Here is a 25,325-nt window from a genome sequence, read left to right on the forward strand (position 1 = left end):
AGAGTGCTTTTTTGTTTGAATTAACCTTTTATATTTTAGATTTTAGAGTGTAGATTTTAGATTAAAGCTTCATATCCAAAGTTGAGCTTAAACTTCTTAAATATAGCCCGCGGTTTCAACCGTGGGACGCATAGAAAAGAAGTTTGATCATTGTGTTCCCGAGGTTGAAACCGCGGGCTATGTTTTAATATCAGATTCTAAATTACCAAGAGATTAAGAATTAGAATATCTCTTAATTCATAATTCATAACTCAAAAGAACTTATTTAAAGTTCGCTATACCTTCTTTTAACCAATTTAAATATTCATCTGCACTTACATAACTAATTGTTGGTTTAGAAGTATGCAGATTGTTTCCTTCTAAGTCCGTAATAACATATAAAGGCTGTGTATTGGTTTTATATTTTGAGATCATAAAATCTGTCCATTTATCGCCAACTGTAATGATTTTGTCTCCTGCAGCAGTTACAAATTGCTCTTCTTTTGGCAATTCGCGTTTGTCGTCAACATAAAGAGAAATCAAAACAACATCATTTTTCAGGATTGGTAAAATCGTTGGTTCAGACCAAACGTTGTTTTCCATTTTTCTGCAGTTTACGCAAGCATAACCTGTAAAATCTAGCATAATTGGTTTATGAATTTCTTTTGCGTACGCTAATCCATCTTCGTAATCGTGGAAAACCATAATGCCGTGTGGACCTAACTCTGCTCCTTCAGGAAGTCCTTTTACATCGGCACTCAAACCTGAATTACCAGATCCTCCTACTCCAAACGGACTTTCGCTGTATTGCGGCGGCGGCGGAAATGCGCTAATTAATTTCAACGGTGCTCCCCAAAGTCCAGGAATTAAATACATCGTAAATACTAAAGTAAGTAATCCTAAATATAATCTTCCAACAGAAATATGCTGTAGCGGACTATCGTGAGGCAAAGTAATTTTTCCGAATAAATATAAAGTCAATGCCGCGAAAATAGCAATCCAGATTGCAATGAAAACTTCTCTTTCTAAAAAATGCAATTGTAAAACTAAATCGGCATTTGATAAAAATTTAAATGCTAAAGCCAATTCTAAAAATCCTAAAACCACTTTTACGGTGTTTAACCATCCGCCAGATTTTGGTAATGAATTCAACCAGCCCGGGAACAAAGCAAACAACATAAATGGTAAGGCTAATGCCGATGAAAATCCTAGCATTCCAACAACCGGAGCAATTCCTCCGTTTGAAGCTGCTTCAACCAATAAAGTTCCAACAATTGGCCCTGTACATGAAAAGGATACAATTGCAAGAGCTAAAGCCATGAACAATATTCCAACTATTCCGCCTTTATCTGCCTGTTGATCTGCTTTATTTGCCCAAGAATTTGGAAGCATAATTTCAAAAGCTCCCAAAAATGAAGTTGCAAAAATGATTAAGATCACGAAGAAAATCAAGTTAAACCAAACATCTGTAGACAATGCATTTAAAGCATCGGCACCAAATATTTTAGTAACAATAAGACCTAAAATTACATAAATAGCAATAATAGAAAATCCGTAAATAATAGCATTTCTAATTCCTTTTGCTCTGCTTTTACTTTGTTTGGTAAAGAAACTTACCGTCATAGGAATCATTGGGAAAACACAAGGTGTTAGCAACGCTGCAAATCCTGATAAAAATGCAATAAAAAAGATCGACCATAAACTTCTGGCTGGTGCCGGAGCAGGAATTTCTTCTTTTACCGCTTTTTCAGTTTCTGCTTTTACTGTTTCAGCTTTAGTTACTTCTGTTTCTTTTTTAACGGTATCTATTGCTAAACCAGCTCTTTTAGTTTCGTCCAATTGCGCTGGCGCTATAACTGGAACTTCATCCATTTTAAAGGTTGAAGGAACTGTAATAGAAAATTTCTTATTTGAATTGATACAAACTTCTTTACAAACCTGAAAATCAAAATCAACATCAACCGTTTTTAAATTTGGGTTAATGATTTTAATTTCCTGCTCGATATGTGCTTTTCCTTCAAAAAAAGTTTCATTTACACCAAAAACGTCATTAAAAGCAGTTCTGGTTTTACCTTCTTTTGCTTTTCCTACTAACTCGTAATTTCCTTTTTGGTTTTTAAAAGCGATTTCTAATGCAAGTGGTCCGCCTTCTGGAGTGAATTGCGAATACATATGCCAGTCTTTTTCGATTGTTCCGTCGAAAATTAAAACGGCATTATTTCCTTTTTTTTCAATTTTAGAAGTCCATTTTACCGGCTCTAAAATTTGAGCATTACTTGCCAAAGCAAAAAAGAAAAACAGAAAAAAGACAGTGATTTTATTCCAGATATTTTTAGAAAATATCATTTGATGGTTTTGATTAAAGTTCATTATTGCAATTCTATTTTAAGTATTTTATTTGTGGTCTTTTTTATTTTAAAACGTTCATCCTGCCTGATTCCAACAACCCAGACTATTTGATTATCAGACGCTAAAATCCATGTTTTTTCCTTTTCGATCAGCGATAATTTTTCGTCTTTAAAAAGTTTGCTTACTTTTTTAGACTTTCCATGCATTCCAAAAGGCTGAAAAACATCTCCCTCATTCCATCTACGCAAAATCAAAGGAAATTGGATTTTTTCGGCGTCTACAAAGATAGCTTTATTTGAATCTATTGTAATGTCGTCTACCTGACAAAGCTTCAAATTTAAGGGAAAATTAACTTCTGTTTCGTTTGAAGCAATTTCAAATTCTTCTTTTTCTGATATTTCTGAAACCGGGCTTAAAATCAAAATTTCTCTATTTTTCAATAACCGAAATTCTGAAGAAAGAACTTGTTTACCGGATTGTCCTTCGACTAAATCGTAAATATCATTCCAGGCCGAAAAGCCAAATTCATTCAGCCATTGGTACAAATACGATTTATAATTGGGAAGTTTTTTCAATTGATTCAAATCGAAATGAATATCGTCGCCGACTTCTTTTGCAACTTGCTGATAAATCATAATCGACGCATCTTCAACCATAACCTGCGATTCCTGCAAGTAGGATTGTGTTTTTTGAAATGCGTTTAAAAAATTGGGATTGATTTCTTTAAGAATGGGAACTAAATCGTGACGAATTTTATTTCGTAAATATTTATTAGAAGCATTACTGCTGTCTTCTCTCCATTCTATATTATTTTCTTCGGCATATTTCAGAATTTCTTCTCTTGAAAATGGCAAAAGCGGTCGTATTATTTTGTCGTTTTCTTCTGGAATTCCGGTTAATCCTTCTAATCCCGTTCCTCGGGTTAGATTAATAATAAAGGTTTCGAGATTATCATCTGCATGATGCGCTGTTAAGATATAATCGAAGTTTTTTTCTTCCAGAAGTTCATAAAACCAACTGTAACGAAGTTCTCGCGCTGCAACTTGAGTCGATAGTTTATAATCTTTTGCAAATGCTTCGGTATCAAACTGCGTTATAAAAACGGGAATGTTATTTTGATCGCAATATTCCTGAATAAAATTCTGATCACCGAAACTTTCTAAGCCGCGAAGTTGGAAATTGCAATGTAAAACGGCAATTTCATACGGCAATTGTTGCAGCAAATGCAATAAAACCATACTGTCTAAGCCCCCGCTAACAGCGAGAAAAAGCTTTTTCTCGGCTAAAAATGGAAATCTGGATGTGATATGGTTTTGTAATTTTGAAAGCATTTGATAAAAGTAACAAATTAAATTTTATCTATTTTTAAATGAAATGTTAAGCAGTGGTTTTTTTGTTTGCAATGAATTGCACTAATTTCCACGAATTATTTTTTTGCCACAGATTAAAAGATTTACGCAGATTTTTTTTTAAATCATTTTAATCCTTTTAATCTGTGGCAATATTTTTTCACATCAAATTGAAGAAAATAATTCGTGGAAATTCGTGTAATTCGTGGCCACCCAGCTTTACTGCAAAACTTCGTGCATTGCTTTAGCTTTTAGTAAACACTCTTCGTATTCTTTTTCGGGAATTGAAAGGGATGTTATGGCGCTTCCTACTGAAAATGAAGCGTATTGCTTTTCCTGATTGTATAAAATACTACGAATAACGACATTGAAATCAAAATCACCTTCTGGTGTGAAATAACCAACAGCACCGCTGTAAAGTCCGCGTTTGGTTTCTTCCAGATTTTCGATGATTTTCATAACCGAAATCTTTGGCGCGCCTGTCATACTTCCCATTGGGAAAGTTGTTTTTAAAACATCAACCGGAGAATATTGAGGATCTAATTTTGATGTTATCGTCGAAATCATTTGATGAACCTGCAGGAAAGAATATATTTTGCAAAGTTCTTCAACTTCAACAGAACCTTTTTGTGCTGTATGCGATAAATCATTTCGAACCAAATCTGTAATCATGATATTTTCAGCACGTTCTTTTGCGTCAGATTCTAGAAATTCTTTTGATTTTTGATCTTCTGCCGAATCCAAAAATCGTTTTGAAGTTCCTTTTATAGGCTGAGAAATAATTTTATCTCCCACTTTTTTCAGATAACGTTCTGGCGAAGCAGAAAGTAAATATTGTTTGTGATTTTTGAAGAAAACCGAAAATGGTGCTTGTGAAATTTCATTCAGCTTCTCAAATTTTTCTAACGGATTAATTATAGCATTTTCGGCAAAAAATTCCATACAAAAGTTTGCTTCATACATATCGCCTTTATGAATATGATCGAGCATTTTAGTTACTTTTTCAATATATAATTCTCTGGAAATACGCTGCTCAATTTTTAAAGATACAGCACTTTCGACTTTTGTCCCAAGGCTTCGGGATTGACTTTCAACTATCTCATTAAAATCATCTTCCACCTCATCATCACAAAGCAGTAAATATTGAATTTCAAGCTGATTTCCTTTCAATACAAATATTTTTTTGGGTTGAAAAAAGAATAAATCCGGAAATTCTAATCCGTCAAAATTATTTGATTTTAAGTCTTCAATATCATTTTTTAAATCATAAGATAAATAGCCAAACAGCCAGTCTTTTGTAGTTTGCTGGTATTGTTTTAAGTCATCAAAAGCGTTGTGAAAATCTGTTTTTAATGATGTAAAAGCGTCAACAGCCAATAAACAATCAAAACTTGAATATTGCTGCGGATAGGAATTACTGTCTAAAAAAATGACTTCACGAAATTGCTGTGCCCAGGTTAAAAGCTGTTGTTTAAACTGCTCTGGGTTTGAAATAGGCTTGGTAATAGAAACTCTCAAAAATGAATGGATTTTTAAATTTCAAAATTACAATAAAAAAAGACCTTCGATAAAAGATTACATAAAAATTATTGGCACGCTTTTTAGTACATCGATTTTATATTAATTCACAAACGTTTTAACAAATCAACCGAATTAATATCAGCCAAACATTTTATTCATTAATCAAATTTTTAAACCTTTATGAAAACAACTGCAAAATTAGGTTTGACCGCCTTAACTATTATTACTTTATTATTTTCCTGCAAAAAAGCAGATTACGATTCTGGGGAATTAGCTGATGCTAAAATGGCCGCAGATACTACTGCAATTTCCTCTTCTGCTGCCGTCGAACAAAAAGACAGCAAACAGAAATTTATTCGAACTGCTGATATAAAATTCAAAGTTAAAAACGTCGTCAAATCTACTTATGCAATTGAAAACGCTGTTCAAAAATTTGGAGGTTTTGTTACTTATACCAACTTGCAAAGTAACATTCACGATCAGATAAAAACTAAAATCAGTCAGGACAGCACACTTGAAACTACTAAATATTCTGTAGAAAATAATATTACAATTCGCGTTCCTAATACAAAGCTTGATACTATTATTAAGACTATTGCCAAACAAATTGACTTTTTAGATTACAGAATTATAAAGGCCGATGATGTTTCCATAAAATTACTTGCCAATCAGCTTTCGCAAAAAAGAGGCGCTGTAAACGAAAAAAGAGTCGAAAAAGCGATTGATACTAAAGGCAAAAAAATAAACGATGTTATAGATGCTGAAAATGCGCTGGCTAATCAAAAAGAAGAAAACGATAATCATATTATTGAGAACTTATCGATGCAGGATCAAATCAATTTCAGCACCATTACTTTACAGCTTTATCAAAATGAAACTATCAAACAAGAAATAATGGCGGGCGAAAAAGACAGTGCGGCTTATAAACCTAATTTAGGTATTCAGATTATTGATGCTTTAAAAAACGGATGGTACATTTTGCAGGCAATATTAGTTTTCTTTGTTAATCTTTGGCCAATTATATTACTGATAATCAGCGGATTCTTTCTTTATAAAAAATATTATAAAAAATAAGAAAAGTGTTAATAAAACAACAATTTCATAATAAAAAATTCATTATATTTGATATAGCATTAAACTAATCCCAAAATAGAATATTATTGATTGTTAAATTCTCAATGAAACGAAGTTTAAAAATAGATTTCAGCGTTTTATTTGAAGAATATTGATTTGAATTATCAGCACACTAATTATATCATTTTAACCTATTAAAATTCTAAGTATTATGAAAATTGCTACTATTATTGTCCGCGTTTTGATCGGCCTTCTTTTGCTGTTTGCTTCTATTTCGTTCTTTTTTAAACTTGCGCCGGAACCAGAAACAACAGGTAATTTTAAGGCTTTTAATATGGGTTTAGTTGCTTCAACTTATTTGCTTCCCCTTGCAAAAACAGTTGAATTGCTTTGTGGTCTTTCATTTGTAACAGGTCGTTTTGTGACCTTAGCAAATATTCTGATTTTACCAATTACGATCAACATCTTATTTATTAATTATTTTTTAGCTCCGGAAGGTCTGCCAATTGCCGGCTTACTTTTTCTGGCTAATTTATTTTTAATCTACAGATATTGGGATAATTATAAAACTGTATTTACTCCTTGAGTTTGTAAAGTATAAAAACTAATAAAACCCGACATTTAAAATGCCGGGTTTTTTATTTAATTTGATTTATCGTGTTTTACCCAAACCAAGTCTGATATATTATATCCTATTTCCTGGGCTTTGATTAAAAAATCTGCTTTAATGCTTTCTGGCATTGTAGTTTCTCTGGAAAGTATCCACATGTATTTTAGGCTCTCGCCTGCGACAAGTGCATATTTGTAATCGCTGTCTACTGCAATAATATTGTATCCTGAATAAAAAGGACCAAAAAATGAGACCTTGAGCATACCAACATTGTCTTTTTTGACAAACCTGGCTTTCCCGATGCTCTGTTCCCATCTGTCTTTTTTGACATCATAGCCCTTATTATCGACTCTAATGGTACCGTTATCGTTAAGAGAATATTCGGCGGTAACATTATCTAAGTTTCTTTCCCATTTGTAATCTAGTCGTGCGATTTCAAACCATTTTCCTAAATACTTTGCCTTATCAAAATTGGTAACTGCAATAGCTTTTTTAGGAATAGTTGAACCACAAGAATAAAGAACGAATGCAATTCCTGCCCCTAATAGTACCGGAGCAATATATTTGTTTTTCATGATGTAATCTTTTTATTATCATAAAGATACCATCTGAATTACACATCTAATTTACAAAATTTTTCTTGAAGTTTATATTTTTTCAGGCTAAAATTTAAACCAAAATAAAAACCCGTCTCGTTAAAAAAGAGACGGGTTTAAAATATGATTTACGTAAAAAATTATACGTGTATTGCTCTATTTTCAGTAGCTGCCAATGCTGCTTCTTTTACCGCTTCCGCGAAAGTTGGATGCGCATGGCTCATTCTTGAAATATCTTCAGCAGAAGCTTTAAATTCCATTGCAGTAACCGCTTCAGCAATTAAATCAGCTGTACGCGCTCCAATCATGTGAACTCCTAAAACCTCATCTGTTTTTTCGTCAGCCAAGATTTTTACAAATCCGTCTAAGTCAGCACTTGCTCTTGCACGTCCTAACGCTTTGAAAGGGAAGCTTCCAGATTTGTACGCCACTCCTGCCGCTTTCAATTGCTCTTCAGTTTGTCCAACTGCAGCAACTTCTGGCCAAGTGTAAACTACACCAGGAATTAAGTTATAATCGATGTGTGGTTTTTGACCTGCTAAGATTTCAGCAACCATTGTTCCTTCTTCTTCAGCTTTGTGTGCCAACATTGCTCCACGAACAACATCACCAATTGCGTAAATGTTTGGAACATTAGTTTGTAAATGATCGTTTACTTCAACTTGTCCTCTGTCTGAAATTTTTACTCCAGCTTTGTCAGCGTTTAATCCGTCTGTGTAAGGACGACGACCAACAGAAACTAATGAATAATCTCCTTCAAGGGTAATTGTTTCTCCTTTTGCATTTTCAGCCTGAACAACCACAGCATCGCCGTTTCTTTCAACTGATTTTACTTTGTGAGAAACGTAGAATTTCATTCCTTGTTTTTTCAATACTTTAGTTAATTCTTTAGACAGAGAACCGTCCATTCCAGGAATGATTCTGTCCATGAATTCAACAACAGAAACCTGAGCTCCTAAACGAAGATAAACTTGTCCAAGCTCGATTCCGATAACTCCTCCACCAATGATTACTAGGTGTTTTGGAACTTCTTTTAAAGCTAAAGCTTCAGTAGAAGTGATGATTCTTTCTTTATCAATTTTGATGAATGGTAAAGAAGATGGTTTTGATCCTGTAGCAATTACAGTATATTTTGCTTCAATAGTTTCTGATGTTCCGTCTGCTTTTGCAACTGCGATGTGCGTTGCATCTACGAAAGAACCTAAACCATTAAAAACGGTAATTTTATTTTTTTCCATTAAGTAGTTGATACCACCTACGGTTTGATCTACAACGGCTTGTTTGCGTGCGATCATTTTCTCTAAATTGATTTTTACATCTCCAGAAACCTCGATTCCGTGATCTGCGAAATGAGCAATTTCAGCATAATGATGAGAAGAAGATAATAATGCTTTTGAAGGAATACAACCCACGTTAAGGCAAGTTCCGCCTAATGAAGTATATTTTTCTACAATTGCAGTTTTGAAACCTAATTGTGCGCAACGAATTGCTGATACATATCCTCCAGGACCTGAACCTATAATGACTACGTCAAATGAACTCATAGTATTTTGTTTTTATTTTAGCGGTTACAAAATTAAGGAATAAAGTTTTGTTTAAAGTTTAATTTTCAATGTTTTTTGCGTGAAATTTTGGGTTGTGGTTTTCTGCCGCGAAGGCTCGAAGACGCAAAGTTTTTTTGTTTTTTTAATCTCGCAATCCCGATAGCCACCGGGAGCAAAGTCGCAAAGTTTATACGCAAGCTTGTCATCCTGAGGAACGAAGGATCACACTAGAAGCTCCTCATGCAAAATCGCCAACCTTTGTAGAGTTTTGTTTGTAATCTTTCGTTCCTCAGGATGACAAACCGGGCGTTAGACGCACTGCTGTGCGTCTCTACAAAAAATCTTTGAACCTTTGCCACTCTTTAGCCTTGTACCTTCTCACTAAGGCTTCCTTTCAGGATTTATTGAAGTATGAAAAACAGAATAAATTATAACTTCATCGTTAATAATTTCATATATAATAACGAAAGGAAATTTTACCAAAGTTAGTTCACGATAACCTGGCTCTTTCTTTATTTCAAATAATTCCGGATGAGTTTTTAAAACTTGTAGGTGTGATTTTAAATAAGTTAGAAATTGTTTTCCTAAACCTTTACTTCTGTTTTCATAGAATTCAATAGATTCATCAATTTCATTTTCTGCTAAGGGTAAAATTTTGATTTTAAAAACCATATTTAGTATTCAAGCGTTGTTCTACTTCTTCCCAAGAACTTGCTTCTTTTTCATTTGAAAGATATTTTTCTCTCTCTTCGGCAACTAAATTGTAATGAGAATCGGAAACAATTGATTTCTTTTCGTCATGATTTATAGCATCAAAAACACTTTCTAAAATTTCTAATTTAGAATCGTCTTCAATGAATTTTCCAAAATCCTTTATAAGCTTACGTCTTAATTCTTTCGTTTCCATTTGGCTTTTATTTAAACTCAAATTTAAAGTTTATAATTATTCAATTGTGTTAAAACTTATTTTTTGCCACAAAGTCAATAAGTCTCAAAGAAAAATCTTAGAATCTTAAAACGAAATCACCGTCGAATTCTTTACTTCACTAATCATAAACATACTTTGTGTACTTCCAATATGCTGTAACGAAGTCAGTTTGGTAACTAAAAATTCCCTGTAAGCTTCCATATCTTTTACTAAGACTTTCAGAATATAATCGTAATCGCCGCTTACATGATGACATTCTAAAACTTCATTTAGTTTAATGACTTCGCTTTCAAATTTGGTTAAAAATTCTTTAGTATGCTGAATTAATTTTAAATGGCAGAAAACTACAAATCCTTTTTCAATTTTAGATTTATCGACTAAGGCAGCGTAGTTTTTAATTATGCCTTCGCGTTCGAGTTTTTTGATTCTTTCGTAAACCGCGGTTACGGATAGATTGAGTTTTAAAGACAATTCTTTGTTTGTTTTTTTACTGTCGGTTTGCAGTAAAACCAAAAGTTTTTTATCTATTTCGTCTAAAGCCATAGTTATGTCATTGCGAGGAACGAAGCAATCTCATCCTCATAGTTATTGAAATGAAAGAAAATCTATTTAAATATACTTTCTATATCAAATTTAGATTAAAAATCATTATAAATACATTTTTATAGTTTTAAAATCTAATTATAAACTTTATAGTTGATTAATTTTCTAATTAGACTTTATTTTGAATAAAATTTCTTTTGAAAACGAGAGTCCTAGCCCAGATTGAAGTGGAAAGCCCGGAGGAAAAAAGGCATAAGTTTCTTGTTTTAAAAAAGCGACCAACAGAAGCTCTTTTTAGAACATTAGAAACTTTTGACTTTTTTACGAGGACTTGAAACGTAAAGCTGGAATAGCTCCTAAACAATAATACTAACCAGAGGAAGATTGCTTCGTTCCTCGCAATGACAAAAAAATGAAAGACTTTAACCCAGCAGACAAAATTCAGGATTTGCAGTACTTTGGTGAATTTGGCGGTGTGAATCCGTCGATTTCTGATTCTTCGACTTATACTTTTCTTTCGGCGAAAACTATGTTTGATACTTTCGAGGGAAATATGGAAGGCTGTTATTTGTATTCCCGCCATTCATCGCCAAGTAATTTGTATTTAGATCAGGCTTTGGCAGCGATGGAAGGAACGGAAACAGCAAACGTTTCGGCTTCGGGAATGGGCGCAATTACACCTACTCTATTACAGCTTTGCGGTGCGGGCGATCACATCGTTTCCAGCCGAACTATTTATGGTGGCACTTATGCTTTTTTGAAAAATTTTACGCCAAGATTCGGGATTGAAACTAGCTTTGTGGACATTACCAAACTGGATGTTGTAGAAGCTGCAATTACGCCAAATACAAAAGTTTTGTATTGCGAAACAGTTAGTAATCCGTTATTGGAAGTGGCTGATATTGCAGGTTTAGCTAAAATTGCTAAAAGACATAATTTGAAATTGGTTGTCGATAATACTTTTTCACCTTTATCTGTTTCTCCTGCTAAATTGGGTGCTGATATCGTGATTCATAGTTTGACAAAATATATTAACGGAAGCAGCGATACTGTTGGTGGCGTAACTTGTGCTTCGAAAGAGTTTATTAATTCGTTGAAAAATGTAAACTCTGGCGCTAGTATGCTTTTGGGACCAACGATGGATAGTTTACGTTCGGCAAGTGTGATGAAAAATCTTCGTACGCTTCATATCCGAATTAAACAACACAGTCATAACGCGCATTTTCTAGCGGATCAATTTGAAAAAGACGGTTTAAAAACGGTTTATCCGGGATTAAAAAGTCATCCGAGTCATGAATTGTACAAAACAATGATTAATCCGGAATATGGTTTTGGGGGAATGCTGACAATTGATGTTGGTACTTTGGAGAAAGCGAATGAATTAATGGAGTTGATGCAAGCCAGAAATTTGGGTTATTTAGCGGTAAGTTTAGGTTTTTATAAAACGTTATTCAGCGCGCCGGGAACCTCAACTTCTAGTGAAATTCCGTTAGAAGAACAACACGAAATGGGATTGACGGATGGTTTGATTCGTTTTTCGATTGGTTTGGATAATGATATTCAGCGTACTTATGAGATGATGAAAGCTTGTATGGTTGAGCTTGGGATTTTGAAGGTTTCTAGCCCACGGGTTTTACAGGTTTAACGGATTTTCGCAGGTTGGTTTTTTCGCTGCGAATTCACGAACTTTTAATAATTAATTCGTGAATTCGTGGCTATAAAAAATTATTTCTGCTCGTAATATCTAAAAGATTGCCAATATTTATCTTTATAGATTTGGTAACTTATATCGAAAGAATCATTATATTTTTTTATTAATTCATCTGCCGTTTTTGAAGGTTTTCGAAAATCTTTGCAAGCAAAAAAGATTTCTCTTTTGTTTGCCAATGTTTCTCTACCCACATTTAAATAACCTTCCAAATCCTTAAGTTCTAACACTATTTGATCTTCAATTTCATTTAATAACTGATATGTTTCTTTGTCTGGCATCCCGTTACTATTACTACCGTCAAATGGGATTGTTATAATAAACATCCATGGATGGGATGCTTTATTATCCCATTTTAAAAGATCCGCATTCATTAATCCTATAACAACTCCTCCGTCTTTTGTACTTGACTCAAAACCTGAATAGTTATCTTTTTCTGTATTGTGTCTTATCCCTTCATATTTCTCAACAAATTCTTTTTCTCTCCAGATTAGATAATCTTTTAATTTTTCAATTGGAATTAATTCTTCCGAAATTTCATTTGATCCTACTACTTTCATATTATCAATTAAAGTAACAGAATGCAATTCTCCTAAATAATTATCAAGAAAAATATAAACACCGTTTGTCATCATTTGTTTTTTATCTTCTGTAAAATGGTCGTAAACTATGGTCAAATCAATTTCATCCGGATAGTTTTTATGAAGGTTAGGATAAAATTTTAAATTATCTTTATTAAAGTCAAAACCTTCATAATTTATACTTACATCTTTAATATCTGATGCTGGTTTAAGTGCTGTGAATCTCCAGCCCTTAATTTGAGGAGCAGCGTTGACCAATTCTTCTATAGCATAAATATTTCTAATGGCTCCATCCGGGGTTAGAATAAGTTCAGCAGTTTGATCATCAAACATTCCGGTTAGAAAATAAATTCCATCGTGGATTTCGTCTAGTTTTGGTGCCAGTTTATCAAGGAAACCTTTGTGAATATTTTGTCCTTCTTGAACAATTTTAAAAAATTCTTTTTCATTCTTTAAAAACCAATTCCAGAAATCACTATAAGACTTTATTGGAGATTCTTTTTTACCCAATATTTTATCAAGAAAACTCATTTATAAAAAAATTAAATTTAAAATTTACTAAGCGCAAACCTATGAAAAAAGCTTTAGAAAAAGTACGAATATTTACATAAAAAAAATCGTTCTGAAGATTATTTTCAGAACGATTTCCATTTATATTTTATAACTCCTAACTTATAACTTAGCTAAATTCAGCTTACTATTTTTTCTACTATAAGTAAAGTAAATAAACAACCCGATTAATAACCAAATTGTAAAATAAATCCAGTTCCAAACGCTTAATTCGGCCATCATATAAAGGCAGCAGATTAATCCTAAAAGCGGAATTAAAGATAGATTTCTTCTAAAAGCCCAAACAGCTAATCCAACTAAAACGAATAAGAATATCCACATTGGAATTTTGTGTTTGAATAAACTAAATCCTGATTCATATTTAGCAGAATCTGCAATTGGTAAACCTTTTACAACCTTAGCATATTTTGCATCGTCGTCTTGATATTGTCCTAATAAATGTTCTAAATCTGAAGTTTCAGTAGTTTTATTGTTTACTTCGATGCTTTCTAAGTATTTGAAAACTTTTTCAGATTCTGATTTATCTAAAGATGTTACGATTGAAGTCGCATCATAAATTTGTGGCTCATTATTGATAAAAGCCATTGTAGCTTTATTATTGAAAGCAAAAGCATAATACAATCCAACGATCATTAAAACCGGAAGAATAAACTTCGAGTTAATATAAGGCGTTTTGAATTTCCCTCTTGGAATTTCAGGTTTGTTTTGCAATACTAAAACTCCCGCACAAACCAATACAAAGGCAAATAAAGTTCCGATACTGCATAAATCAGTTACCATTGTCAGATTTAAGAATAAAGCTGGAATCGCTACTACAAAACCTGTTACGATTGTAGCAAATGATGGGGTTTTGAATCTTGGGTGAACGGTAGAAAATCTCTTTGGTAACAAACCATCACGGCTCATACTCATCCAGATACGTGGCTGTCCCATTTGGAAAACCAATAAAACGCTCGCCATTGCCACTACTGCACTTACGGCAATAATTCCCGACATCCATTTTAAGTCTAATTTATCGAAAACAAATGCAAGAGGATCTCCAACATTTAATTCGTGATATTTTACCATTCCGGTTAAAACCAAGGCAATAGCAATATAAAGAATAGTACAAATAATAATCGCCCACATCATTCCGCGTGGTAAATCGCGCTGCGGATTTTTACATTCTTCGGCAGTTGTCGAAATAGCGTCAAAACCAATATAAGCAAAGAAAACGGCAGAAACTCCTTTTAAAACCCCGCCAACTCCATTTGGAGCAAACGGGTCCCAGTTTGCTGTATCTACATAAAATACACCAACAGCAATTACTAACAGCACCACACAAAGCTTTACCACAACCATTAAGTTACTCGCATTACGAGACTCTTTCATTCCTCTATAAACTAGAGCAGTAATTAAAATAATGATGAATAATGCTGGTATATCAGTAACAAAATGGAAAGATCCAATTGTTGGTGCAGTTGTCCACGCTGTGTGTGCTTGCTGTAAAGCGACACTTAAATTTTCGAAAGATTTTCCGCCACGCATTAAAGCTTCGGCATCATTAAATCCGTTTGAAGCAGTTAAATAATCCATTTGAATCCACTGCGGTAAATGAATTCCGCCGCTCTGGAGCAGTCCGGTAAAATAATCACTCCACGATATGGCGACCGTTATATTTCCTACGGCATATTCCATTATCAAAGCCCAGCCAATAATCCAGGCGATAATTTCTCCAAAAGCTACATAAGAATACGTATAAGCACTTCCTGAAACCGGAACCATCGAAGCAAATTCGGCATAAGCAAAAGCTGCAAAACTACAAGCTAAAGCTGTAAATAAGAACAGAAAAATAACAGCTGGTCCGCCATCTGCACTGGCTTTTCCAATTGTACTAAAAATTCCCGCTCCAACAATAGCCGCTATTCCAAAAGCAGTTAAATCTTTGGTCGTCAAATGTTTCCCTAGCGCATTATGACCATCTGATTCATTCTGAGCAACTTGCTTCAGAATATCCTGTACTGTTTTCTTTCGGAATAAACTTGAAAATGCCATATATGTTTTGTATTATAAATTAATTTAATTCAGTTGTTATGGTTTTATTTTGCAAATAATGCAAAAATTATCCTTATTTCAAATATATAAAACGATTTTGTTTTGTGTGAATATTTTTTTCGCCACAAAGGCGCCAAGTCACAAAGTTTTTTCTGCCACAGATTATAAGGATTTTCACAGATTAAATTTTAAATTAAATCTGCCAAATCTGCGTGAAAAAATCTTTTTAATCCTTTTAATCTGTGGCAAAACTTAAGATAAAACAAAAAATCCGTGTTCATCCGCGTTTTCACGAAGTGAATCCGTGTCATCTGCGTGCCATTTCTCAACGCAAACAATTTCTCAAAATACTAACCGGATGCTGTGCTTCTCGTTTTGTTCCGTCATAAATTTGATGGCGGCAGCTTGTTCCTGCAGCGGCAATTTTTACGTTCTCCGCAGTGTTACGCACTTTTGGAAAAAGCGTGTCCTCTCCCATTTGCATGCTCACTTTATAATGCTCTTTTTCATAACCAAAAGAACCCGCCATTCCGCAGCAACCCGAATTATAAATCGTAACCGTATTATTTTTAGGAAGGTTCAGCATGGCAAAAGTCGCTTCAACAGAACTTAAAGACTTTTGATGACAATGTCCGTGAATTTTAATTTCTTTTGTTTCTTCTGAGAAAGAATCCGGCGTTATTTTACCGTCGATGATTTCTTTTTTGAAGAATTCTTCGATTGTGAAAGCATTTTGCGAAATTCTTTCAGCGCTTTCTTTATCTGATGCCAATCGTAAATATTCATCTCTAAAAGTCAAAATTGCCGAAGGTTCAATTCCAATTAACGGTGTGTTACTCGAAATCAAATCTTTGAATATATTGACATTGATATCCGTAATCTTTTTCGCTTCTTCCAAAAATCCTTTTGAAAGATATGTTCTTCCGCTTTCTTCATGATTTACGATTAAAACTTCGTAACCTAGTTTCGTTAATAATTCAAAAGCATCAATCCCGATATTTACATCGTAATAATTCGTAAATTCATCAACAAACAAATACAATTGTCCGTTTGGAAAATCTGTGCTTTTAGGTTTATTATTTTCATACCATTTTCTAAAGGTCTTTTTTGCCAAAAGCGGCACTTGTCTTTCTGGCGCAATTCCCATTGATTTTTTAACCAGCGACTGATTCGAAATAAAATTCGTAATCGACGGAAACAAACTTCCCATTTTATTCAATTTTGCGTTGTTAGCAAAAATTTTACTTCGGGTCGAAAATCCGTTTGCTTTTTGATATTGGTATAAAAATTCCGCTTTAAGAGTCGCTACGTCAACATTACTCGGACATTCGCTTGCGCAGGCTTTACAACTCACGCACAACTCAAAAACTTCGTATAATTCTTTCTGGTCAAATTTGTTTTCTTTTTCAGAATACGTCAAATATTCGCGTAAAGCGTTTGCTCTCGCACGAGTTGTTTCTTTCTCATTTCGCGTCGCACGATAACTCGGACACATTGCTCCTCCTGCCGATGGCATTTTTCTACAATCGCCAGATCCGTTACATTTTTCGGCAGCACGCAAAATCCCTAAACTATCTGAAAAATCCTGAAATGTTTTAATATCTGGTTCTACCCTTCCTGAAATCACACGATGATTTTCGTCCATCTTCAAAGCGTTGACAATCTTACCGATATTTAAAACCGAATTTGGGTCAAACGCTAATTTGATTCTTTTCAGCAATTCGTAATTCTTATCTCCAATCATAAACGGAATAAACTCACCACGTACGATTCCGTCTCCGTGTTCACCACTTAACGAACCTCTATATTTTTTTACCAAATGCGCTACTTCGGTCGCAATGGTTCTGAATAATTTTAAGTCTGATGTTTTCTTCAAATTCAAAACCGGACGTAAATGCAGTTCTCCTGCACCGGCATGCGCGTAATAAATCGCTTCCTGTCCGTGGCGTAACATCATCGCCGAAAACTCTGCAATATAAGCTGGCAAATCGCTTAATTCAACCGCTGTATCTTCAATAGAATCGGCAGCTTTATCGTCGCCTACAATACTTCCTAAAAGCCCGAGTCCGGCTTTTCTTAGTTCATTTGCTTTATCAATATCGGCTCCGTAAATTTTTACGAGCGCGTAACCAAAGTTATTTTTTTCTAAATCAGCAATTAAAGCATTGGCCTGATTTTCGGCATCTTCTAAAGTATGAGATGCCACTTCAAAAAGCATAATCGCTTTTGGTTCTCCAACCAAAAAGAATCGGTTTTTAATGTGTTCACGATTCGTTTTGGTACAATCTAAAATCGTATCGTCAATCATTTCGCAAGTGTACAAATGATGTTTCATCGCCACGACAACAGATTCTAAAGATTCCTGAATCGTATGATAATGTCCAACAACCATAATACTATGCGCTGGCGGTAAATCATCAACTTTTAAAGTAATTTCGGTTGTAAAAGCCAAAGTTCCTTCGCTTCCGCAAAGTAATTTTCCTAGGTTGATTGTGGGTTCTGTTCCGCCAAATAATTCTGATCTTAACAGAATATCAACGGCGTAACCTGTATTTCGTCTGTGAATTTCCGGTTTCGGAAACTCTTTTATAATTTCTTCCTGAATTGCTTTTACCGAAAGTTCGTCGTAAACGCTTTTGTAGATTTTATTTTCTAAAGAATCACCTTTGGTTTTCTCAATAAATTCTGCCGAAGTCAGTTCGCCAAAAGCCACTTTTGTTCCATCGCTCAAAATCGCTTTTACCTCGGCAATTTTATCACGCGTAACGCCATAACGAATCGAAGTTGTTCCGGAAGAATTATTTCCCACCATTCCGCCAATCATCGCACGGTTTGAAGTTGATGTAATTGGTGCAAAGAAAACGCCATGAGGTTTTAAAAACAAATTCAGTTCGTCGCGAATAACGCCGGGCTGAACCGTCACCGTTTTTTTCTCGGCATCATAACCTAATATTTTGGTAAAATGTTTCGAAACATCAATCACAAGTCCGTCGCCAACAGCTTGTCCGGCAAGTGAAGTTCCCGCAGTTCTTGGCGTAATCGAAATATTATGCTGCGCCGCAAAGCGAATTAATTTGCTGATATCTGCTGTCGATTTAGGCAAAGCCACCGCATTTGGCCGAATCCGATACACCGATGCATCTGTCGAATAAAGTGTTTTATGAAGATCATCGTATAAAAGTGTGCCTTCGAGTTCGCCGGCTAATTGCTCTAAATGAGATTGGGTCAACATGTAAATGGTGCTTTTCTTAAAAAATAATTGCTCAAAACTGAGACAACAAATATAAAGATAACACATGGCAAAATAATTCCATTTGTGGATTTTATCTAACAATCCCTCATATTTTATAAAATTCAGAAAGAATCCTGTAAAGTATTCCACTTGCTAAAAGTTAATTTTAAAACTTTGTTTAGTTGAATAAAAAATTTAAACACATAGAAACATAGATTTTAAATTCAAAGTATGAGAATATTATAAAAAATCTAGATTTTAACACATAGCACTGTAAACTCAGCTATGTGAATTTAAACAAATGAAATGCCTTTAAGCGCAAAGAAAAACTATGTTTCTATGTGTTAAAAAAATTCACTAAACGATTTAAACACTTTTACGCCTTACAATTATGGAAAATTTCGTTCAGGACGTCTTCAAACATTTAGAAAACTATTATTACAGCATTGTCGATCTTACGCCAAAATTTATTCTCGCCATTGTTGTCATTCTCGTTTCGTGGTTTATTGCAACCCGAATTGGTATTTTTACAGGAAACCGACTTAAAGCCAGAATGCACGACCGACTTCTGGCAACTTTTATTGCCCGTTTAATCAAATCGGTTTTGATTATTATTGGGGTTTTGTTCATGTTCAAAATTATTGGTCTTGACGGAATCGCTCAAAGTATGCTTGCCGGTGCAGGAATCTCGGCTTTTGTAATTGGTTTTGCGCTTAAAGATATTGGCGAAAATTTCCTTGCCGGAATTCTGCTCGCTTTCAAACGTCCGTTTTCTATTGGCGATATTATCGAAAGCAACGGCGTAAAAGGCGAAGTCATCAACCTCAACCTTCGTGATACCGAAGTAAAAAGCGATTCGAAAATTATTTATATTCCCAATGCACTTCTTATAAAAAACACTTTAATTAATTACAACAGCGAAGGTTTTCTTTTACAGACTTTTACCGTTGGTCTCGAATACGGTTCTGATTATGGAAAAGCAATAGAACTCGTAAAAGAAGTCCTAAAACGAAACGAAGAAGTAACCGAAAAAGATCACGAAGACGCAGCCGTAATAACTGATATTTCCGGGGCGATCATTCAGTTAAACATTCGTTATTGGGTAAAAACGGGAACTTCCAGAAAAAGCGCCGAATGCCGTTCGAAAATCATTGCAGAAGTTTTGAATACTTTAAAGGAAAATGAGTTTGTACTTAAGTAAGGTTCTAAGTTACTAAGATTCTAAGTTTTTCCTACACAATTGTCATCCTGAGCGAAGTCGAAGGCTAATGGAAACGTAAATTTCTCGTTTTAGAATTTTAATAAGGAGCAATTTCCTGCTGTCCGCTATATCTTTTACGCCTCCCGATAGCTATCGGGACCGGCGCAAAAGGATGCCGCTTCCATCAGGGCTAGGGCATTCGGTTTCATAAGAAGATTTTATTGAAAACTGATTAAAATAGAGTTTAGAATTGGATACACATAAAAGTCATTAATCCTATTGTTCCAATTATCATTAGTATTATACTTATCAACATACACAGAGAACTATAAAAATTATAAGTTTTTATTTTCTTATTATATTTCTCTAAATCAATCTCTTCATCTTTGCTTTCATCTGTAAATGCAATAGCTTGTTCCATCATAGCTAAATTGTGAAAAACATTAAAACTACAAAATTGAGTCAAAAAATTAAACATGATTGAAATAGCGAAGCACATTCCAAAAACTTTTAAAGAAACGTCAATGGACTTACCATTCTCAGACAAAAATTTCATTAGTTCTAATGAAAGATAAATTCCAGCTCCATCAAAAGTTACTAAAAGATAATCAAATCTTTGATGTGAAGCTCTAAAATCATCCCAATTTCTTTTATTAAATTCTTTTATATATTCTTCTCTTTTAGTAAGTTTATTTTCCTCCATTTTTTAACTTTTCATCAAATTAAGTAATTTTTCAATCCAGAAAATAGTTTTATCTTATCTATTTCATTTATTTATATGTTTCTAATTATAAAAATAACGTTTTATATTTACTATGCAGATATGATTTAGTTTCTTTCTAGGCTTTTTTTAAACAATAAATATATAATACTTTTCTTACTTTAAAATATTTTTTTGATATCTTTACAATCCTAAACACAAAGAAATATGATATCAAAAAAGCTTTTGCCCGTGCGGTATGGTGGCGGTATTGGAAACAACTGCAACGCACTTTGTGGCGTAGGACACCTTAGCTGTGCGGGTTCTTTTCCTAAACACAAAGATTATGATTACAAACACACTTTCAAAAGAAACCCAAATCAGGCTTTTGAATTTTTTCAATGAAAGAATTGATTCTAAGGAAATGGCTAAAACACTAAGACAGGTAAATTTCACACTCGCATTAGGCGTTATGAGCGAACACGAAGAACTTCAAAACGAAATCACCAAATTAAGAGATAGTTTTTACTGGCTCAATGAATTAGCTGAAACTTTAAATCCTTATTTGGATTTGGAGTGAGAATTTTAAAATGAAAAACCTCGGTTTCAAAAATCGAGGTTTTCTCTTTTAGTAATTGATAAACTTTGCGGGCACGAGCGGGACGCTCGCGCTAGCAGAGAGATTCTTGATTTTTGAAAACTATTTAAGACGCTAGCGCGAGCGTCCCGCTCGTGCCCGCAAAGTATCTCCAGCATTAGATAAAAAATAAATGAGCAGAAAATATAAATTTGGAGAACAAACAGGAGCATATTTTATCAGTTTTGCTACAGTTTATTGGATAGATGTATTTACAAGAGAAGAATATTTTGGAGCAATCATCGAATCTCTAGATTATTGTCGTAAACATAAATCAATGGAAATTTATGGATATTGTATAATGCCAAGTCATATTCATTTAATTTTCAGATCAGGAAATGGTGATCCTTCAGGATTGATTAGAGATTTTAAAGGATTTACTTCAAGAAAACTGCTTAAAACAATCGAAGAAAATCCGCAAGAAAGCAGAAAAGAATGGATATTATGGATGTTTGAAAAAGCTGGAAAGAAAAATAGCAATGTAAAATTCAGGCAGTTTTGGCAGCAAAATAATCAACCTATCGAGATTTGGTCATTAAAAGTTTTTGAGCAAAAACTAAACTATATTCATAACAATCCTCTTGAAACTGGTTTTGTTAGTAATCCGATAGATTGGAAATACAGTTCTGCAAGAAACTATGGAAATAATGATCAGACTGTTTTAGAAATTGATATTAATTGATGTTCTGTGTGGGCACGAGCGGGACGCTCGCGCTAGCTGGGGAACAAAAACAAATTTCAAATATAAAATTGTTAAAATTATAATCTATTTTTCATTAGTACATGGCTAATAATTAAACAAATATTCTTTCACTTCATCAGACTTATCATCTATATTATTTTTTGAAATTGGGAGATTATCAAAAAAACCTGAAGTTAATATTTCAAGAGGACTTATTCTTCTATGGGATTCAGCTATTGTTTCAACATCTAAATTATGTTCCTCCGCATATTTTTGTAAGTAGTCCGTTTCTTCATGTGAAGATGAATTCCAATCTTTATATTTTATATAATCTTCTTCTAAAAATCCTTTTAAAACGTTTAAACAAAAACCAACACATGTCATTCTCTCTCCTGTAGATTTTTGACTAAAATGCGTACCATTACTATCATAATATTCTCCGCTGTAAAAAAAACCATATGTTGGATTCGCTTTCTTTTTGATTGAATTACAATAAGCAATGAAAGCTGGAATCTCATCCTCATGAATTGTTTGAGTACGCTTATGAAAATAATTATAATTTACTTTTTGAAATTCAATCTCTTGACTTGTATAATGAAATTGAAATAAAGCAGATTTATAGTTTATTATTAAAGAAGCATGGTATGGGGACTTTTCTTTATTAATTAAAGCTCCTATCGCTACAAAGTCTTTATTTATATCTTTTTCTGATAAAGTATTAATTATTTCAAACATTAGCGTGATTGTTTTAATAAACTTTCGTACAACTTTAAAAGTTCATCTCTGTTTTTTTTAATACATTCATTCTTAACTTGAAATGATTTAGATATTACCAAAATAGTTTTTATTTCACTTACATTAAAAACATTACTATTGAAAGCTTTTAGCAGTAATTCAATATTTCTTTCCCTTTTATCTGAATTATCAATAAAATCATAAATAATTTCAAGTCTATCAATCAAATCCTCAGGTTGGTAATAATTGACCAGAAACTCTTTAAAAGGTTGTACTAATTCATCTTCAATTATTGTTTTATGTTCGAAAATTGGTTTTAAATCCTTATCTTCAAAATCTTTCTTAATAACTAAACTAGAAATAGTTTTATATAGATGTGGTTTTAATTCTTCCGTTTCATTAATTGTACAATCTATTGTCAATCTATTTCCATTTCCGTAATCAAAATGATAGTTAGGATCATTCCCGCCAATTTGATTAAAAAAACCAGAAACAATTTCTAGTTTATTTTCAAATAATTGTTTTTTTCTCTTTTTAGCTATTTTTTTTGATTCTCTTAATCTTTTATCTAGAAGTTCTCCTTTATAAGAAAATTGATATTTAAAAACAGTATTTTGTATTTCCTTTTGAATGCTTCTCAAATTCGAAGTTACAATTTCATCAGAGGATTCTCCTTTTAAAGCTTCATCAATTTTAGAGTAAATATTACCTATTTCATTAGGCAATCCATTTACACATGCATAAGCAGACCCTTTTTTAATTGTATAAGTTAATTGATCTGAAACTAATTCAGATATATTTTTCAGAGAATTGGTAACACTTAAAAATGACTCAAGTGCTTTCACAGACATATTGCTTAGATCAACAACTTGATCATCAATAAAAGTTAATTTTATTTCTATTTTGTCTGTGGACATAATTTAAATCTTTAATGTAAATATATCAATATTTTATTTATCAGATATTTTACCATAATATTTTATAATTTAAAATCACTATTATAATTTACTTCTCTGTCAGTTACCAAGAAAAATGCTCCAAAAATATCAATATATCCTCAAATACCTTTACGTATTTATACCTGATATTTAAAAAGTAAAACCGCTTAACAAATCAAAATCTATTAAACGGCTTAAAAATATTTTATAAAAAGAAATCTACTCCTTCCCCCAAATCCTAGTATTCAAATCCAGTTCATGAACAATATCATGCATGAATTTCACAATCGAAAGATCGCCGGAAAGTAAATCGGGATCTAAAAGCGAAGAATGAATAGGCGCTTCAAAATAATTTTCGGACAACGGAAAAGCAATATACATTTTAGAATGTATAAACGAAACCGAAATCGTTTCGTCGCATTTGCCGTTTAAGTCCAGAATTCTTTCCATCATGGCAGGCGTTAAAATGTATCGCGCTTCGATTTGGTTACTGGAATAAGTTACAAATTTATTGCTGAAATCGATGTTTTCTAATTCGATAACATCAGTATTTCCAAAACTAAAAACATTTTTAGAGAACCACGAACCAAAAGCTTCTCCAAAACCTTTTGGACGAACAACTGTCGAAACATTGAAATTTTTATTGAAATCGGCCACAAAAACAATTCCTTTAAAAATCGTGTGCCATTGTGTACGGGTTCCGTTTTTTGTACTAGTTTCGGTTTTGTATTCGGCGTGAACTTCGGCAAACCAAAAAGAAGTTTTATCGTTTGTTCCGCTTATTAAATCCTGTGTTTTATAACGATCAGATTCAGTTGTAAAAAGTTCCGAACTTCTAAACTCATATTCAGGAAGTCCGCTTTGCGGCGTTATCGTCAAGCTTTCGTTGATATTTTTTAATGCAGATCCTACAACATTGGTTTTATAAGCTATTTTGTATTTCTTAACATCGTCGCCAATTCTAAAATGCATTACGATGCCAGTAATGGCAGAAACGGCAAATCCCAGAAAACCTAAAGTCGGAAACCTAATTAATAAACCAATTACCATAAATACAATGGCAAGACCAAATAAAATGTAGGTGGTTTTATAGGTTTCGGCAATCTTTTTTCTTTCAACTTCTAATGTATTCAAAACCTCCTGCAAGGCTGAATTGTTGCTAATTCCTGAATCCATTAATTATTGAAAAGTTCTTTTGCACTAATATTTTTACGTTCTTCTTCTGGCGTTGCCAAAACATCAATTTGAGTATATTTCAACATTCCCGCAAACAGATTTCCCGGGAACATCATAATAGCGTTATTGTAACTCGTAACCGAAGCATTATAAGTTCTTCTCGCAGCAGCGATTTGTTCTTCGCTTTCTGTCCAAGTACTTTGCAGATTTAAGAAATTGGTATTGGCTTTTAAGTCCGGATAATTTTCAACCGTAACCATTAAACCTTTTACAGCTGAGCTAAGTTCAGTATCTAAACTTGCTTTTTCGGCTTCGGTTAAAGAACCTGAAGTTGCTCTTGAACGAAGTTCTACGATTTTAGTTAAGGTACTTTGTTCGTAATTAGTGTATTGCTTTACAATCTCAACTAAATTCGGAATCAAATCATAACGTTTTTTCAGCATTACATCAATAGAAGAAAAAGCATTCGTAACTTGGTTTCTTTTTTCAATAAGGGAATTGTAAATGAACACTCCTATTATGATGAAAACAAAAAGGATAATAACTATAATCATGGTTTAAATTTTAATTAGTTTGAAAACAAATATATAAAAACGGGAATAAGTTTTTCTTTTATTTTTCAATTACAGTCAGGCTTC

Annotated in this window: 22 protein-coding genes; 6 read left to right on the plus strand and 16 right to left on the minus strand. The window is 33.4% G+C overall.

Annotated features, from left to right (window positions below):
• Positions 1-261: 261 nt before the first annotated feature.
• From J2Y38_RS10075 to J2Y38_RS10085, 3 genes are all read right to left on the minus strand, one after another.
• The gene (locus J2Y38_RS10075) at positions 262-2,325 is read right to left on the minus strand and encodes a cytochrome c biogenesis protein CcdA (RefSeq protein ID WP_409025137.1); all 2,064 of its coding nucleotides are present in this window, start codon (positions 2,323-2,325) and stop codon (positions 262-264) included.
• A gap of 23 nt (positions 2,326-2,348) precedes the next feature.
• Positions 2,349-3,659 carry a tRNA lysidine(34) synthetase TilS gene (gene tilS, locus J2Y38_RS10080; protein ID WP_309841861.1) on the minus strand — a complete coding sequence of 437 codons (1,311 nt, stop codon included), beginning with the start codon at positions 3,657-3,659 and terminating at the stop codon, positions 2,349-2,351.
• 237 nt (positions 3,660-3,896) lie between these two features.
• Complete coding sequence (locus J2Y38_RS10085; RefSeq protein WP_309841862.1) at positions 3,897-5,195, minus strand: anthranilate synthase component I family protein; 1,299 nt, start codon at positions 5,193-5,195, stop codon at positions 3,897-3,899.
• Positions 5,196-5,378: 183 nt separating this feature from the next.
• Here J2Y38_RS10085 and J2Y38_RS10090 point away from each other — a divergent pair, with 183 nt between their 5' ends.
• A complete protein-coding gene (locus J2Y38_RS10090; protein ID WP_309841864.1) occupies positions 5,379-6,272 on the plus strand; it encodes a DUF4349 domain-containing protein in 894 nt (297 codons plus the stop codon).
• Positions 6,273-6,483: 211 nt separating this feature from the next.
• Positions 6,484-6,858, plus strand: a complete 375-nt coding sequence (locus tag J2Y38_RS10095; protein ID WP_309841866.1) for a DoxX family membrane protein — start codon at positions 6,484-6,486, stop codon at positions 6,856-6,858.
• A gap of 56 nt (positions 6,859-6,914) precedes the next feature.
• Here J2Y38_RS10095 and J2Y38_RS10100 read toward each other — a convergent pair whose 3' ends face one another.
• From J2Y38_RS10100 to J2Y38_RS10120, 5 genes are all read right to left on the minus strand, one after another.
• The gene (locus J2Y38_RS10100; RefSeq protein WP_309841868.1) at positions 6,915-7,457 is read right to left on the minus strand and encodes a lipocalin family protein; all 543 of its coding nucleotides are present in this window, start codon (positions 7,455-7,457) and stop codon (positions 6,915-6,917) included.
• Between the two features lie 161 nt (positions 7,458-7,618).
• Entirely contained in the window at positions 7,619-9,022 is a 1,404-nt protein-coding gene (gene lpdA / locus J2Y38_RS10105) for a dihydrolipoyl dehydrogenase (RefSeq protein ID WP_309841869.1), read from the minus strand.
• Positions 9,023-9,403: 381 nt separating this feature from the next.
• Entirely contained in the window at positions 9,404-9,694 is a 291-nt protein-coding gene (locus J2Y38_RS10110) for a type II toxin-antitoxin system RelE/ParE family toxin (RefSeq protein WP_309841870.1), read from the minus strand.
• Positions 9,684-9,929, minus strand: a complete 246-nt coding sequence (locus J2Y38_RS10115) for a hypothetical protein (RefSeq protein WP_053471103.1) — start codon at positions 9,927-9,929, stop codon at positions 9,684-9,686. Before J2Y38_RS10115 ends, J2Y38_RS10110 begins: the two co-directional genes overlap by 11 nt.
• A gap of 105 nt (positions 9,930-10,034) precedes the next feature.
• Positions 10,035-10,493, minus strand: coding sequence for an Lrp/AsnC family transcriptional regulator (locus J2Y38_RS10120; protein WP_309841872.1), 459 nt, complete (start codon positions 10,491-10,493; stop codon positions 10,035-10,037).
• A gap of 412 nt (positions 10,494-10,905) precedes the next feature.
• Here J2Y38_RS10120 and J2Y38_RS10125 point away from each other — a divergent pair, with 412 nt between their 5' ends.
• On the plus strand, positions 10,906-12,138 hold the full coding sequence (locus J2Y38_RS10125) for an aminotransferase class I/II-fold pyridoxal phosphate-dependent enzyme (protein ID WP_309841874.1): 1,233 nt from the start codon (positions 10,906-10,908) through the stop codon (positions 12,136-12,138).
• 80 nt (positions 12,139-12,218) lie between these two features.
• Here the strand turns inward: J2Y38_RS10125 and J2Y38_RS10130 are convergent, their stop codons facing one another.
• From J2Y38_RS10130 to J2Y38_RS10140, 3 genes are all read right to left on the minus strand, one after another.
• The gene (locus J2Y38_RS10130; RefSeq protein WP_309841876.1) at positions 12,219-13,313 is read right to left on the minus strand and encodes a DUF695 domain-containing protein; all 1,095 of its coding nucleotides are present in this window, start codon (positions 13,311-13,313) and stop codon (positions 12,219-12,221) included.
• Positions 13,314-13,454: 141 nt separating this feature from the next.
• A complete protein-coding gene (locus tag J2Y38_RS10135; RefSeq protein ID WP_309841881.1) occupies positions 13,455-15,386 on the minus strand; it encodes an amino acid permease in 1,932 nt (643 codons plus the stop codon).
• A 325-nt stretch (positions 15,387-15,711) separates the two neighbouring features.
• Positions 15,712-18,618, minus strand: a complete 2,907-nt coding sequence (locus tag J2Y38_RS10140; protein WP_309841884.1) for an FAD-linked oxidase C-terminal domain-containing protein — start codon at positions 18,616-18,618, stop codon at positions 15,712-15,714.
• A gap of 391 nt (positions 18,619-19,009) precedes the next feature.
• Here J2Y38_RS10140 and J2Y38_RS10145 point away from each other — a divergent pair, with 391 nt between their 5' ends.
• The gene (locus J2Y38_RS10145; RefSeq protein ID WP_309841886.1) at positions 19,010-19,819 is read left to right on the plus strand and encodes a mechanosensitive ion channel domain-containing protein; all 810 of its coding nucleotides are present in this window, start codon (positions 19,010-19,012) and stop codon (positions 19,817-19,819) included.
• A 244-nt stretch (positions 19,820-20,063) separates the two neighbouring features.
• Here J2Y38_RS10145 and J2Y38_RS10150 read toward each other — a convergent pair whose 3' ends face one another.
• Positions 20,064-20,522 (minus strand): hypothetical protein, encoded by a 459-nt coding sequence (locus J2Y38_RS10150; RefSeq protein ID WP_309841888.1) that lies wholly within the window; start codon positions 20,520-20,522, stop codon positions 20,064-20,066.
• 343 nt (positions 20,523-20,865) lie between these two features.
• Here J2Y38_RS10150 and J2Y38_RS10155 point away from each other — a divergent pair, with 343 nt between their 5' ends.
• On the plus strand, positions 20,866-21,099 hold the full coding sequence (locus J2Y38_RS10155) for a hypothetical protein (protein ID WP_309841891.1): 234 nt from the start codon (positions 20,866-20,868) through the stop codon (positions 21,097-21,099).
• A gap of 190 nt (positions 21,100-21,289) precedes the next feature.
• Entirely contained in the window at positions 21,290-21,838 is a 549-nt protein-coding gene (locus tag J2Y38_RS10160) for an REP-associated tyrosine transposase (protein ID WP_309841893.1), read from the plus strand.
• Positions 21,839-21,943: 105 nt separating this feature from the next.
• Here the strand turns inward: J2Y38_RS10160 and J2Y38_RS10165 are convergent, their stop codons facing one another.
• From J2Y38_RS10165 to J2Y38_RS10180, 4 genes are all read right to left on the minus strand, one after another.
• A complete protein-coding gene (locus tag J2Y38_RS10165) occupies positions 21,944-22,573 on the minus strand; it encodes a hypothetical protein (RefSeq protein WP_309841896.1) in 630 nt (209 codons plus the stop codon).
• Positions 22,573-23,490: a hypothetical protein gene (locus tag J2Y38_RS10170; protein WP_309841899.1), complete on the minus strand. Its 918-nt coding sequence runs from the start codon at positions 23,488-23,490 to the stop codon at positions 22,573-22,575. The genes J2Y38_RS10165 and J2Y38_RS10170 overlap by 1 nt, the downstream gene beginning before the upstream one ends.
• 240 nt (positions 23,491-23,730) lie before the next feature.
• Complete coding sequence (locus J2Y38_RS10175) at positions 23,731-24,687, minus strand: DUF3137 domain-containing protein (RefSeq protein WP_309841902.1); 957 nt, start codon at positions 24,685-24,687, stop codon at positions 23,731-23,733.
• Positions 24,687-25,241: a LemA family protein gene (locus tag J2Y38_RS10180; protein ID WP_309841904.1), complete on the minus strand. Its 555-nt coding sequence runs from the start codon at positions 25,239-25,241 to the stop codon at positions 24,687-24,689. Before J2Y38_RS10180 ends, J2Y38_RS10175 begins: the two co-directional genes overlap by 1 nt.
• Positions 25,242-25,325: the final 84 nt, after the last annotated feature.

Source organism: Flavobacterium sp. 2755, from assembly GCF_031455715.1.
Lineage (GTDB): Bacteria > Bacteroidota > Bacteroidia > Flavobacteriales > Flavobacteriaceae > Flavobacterium.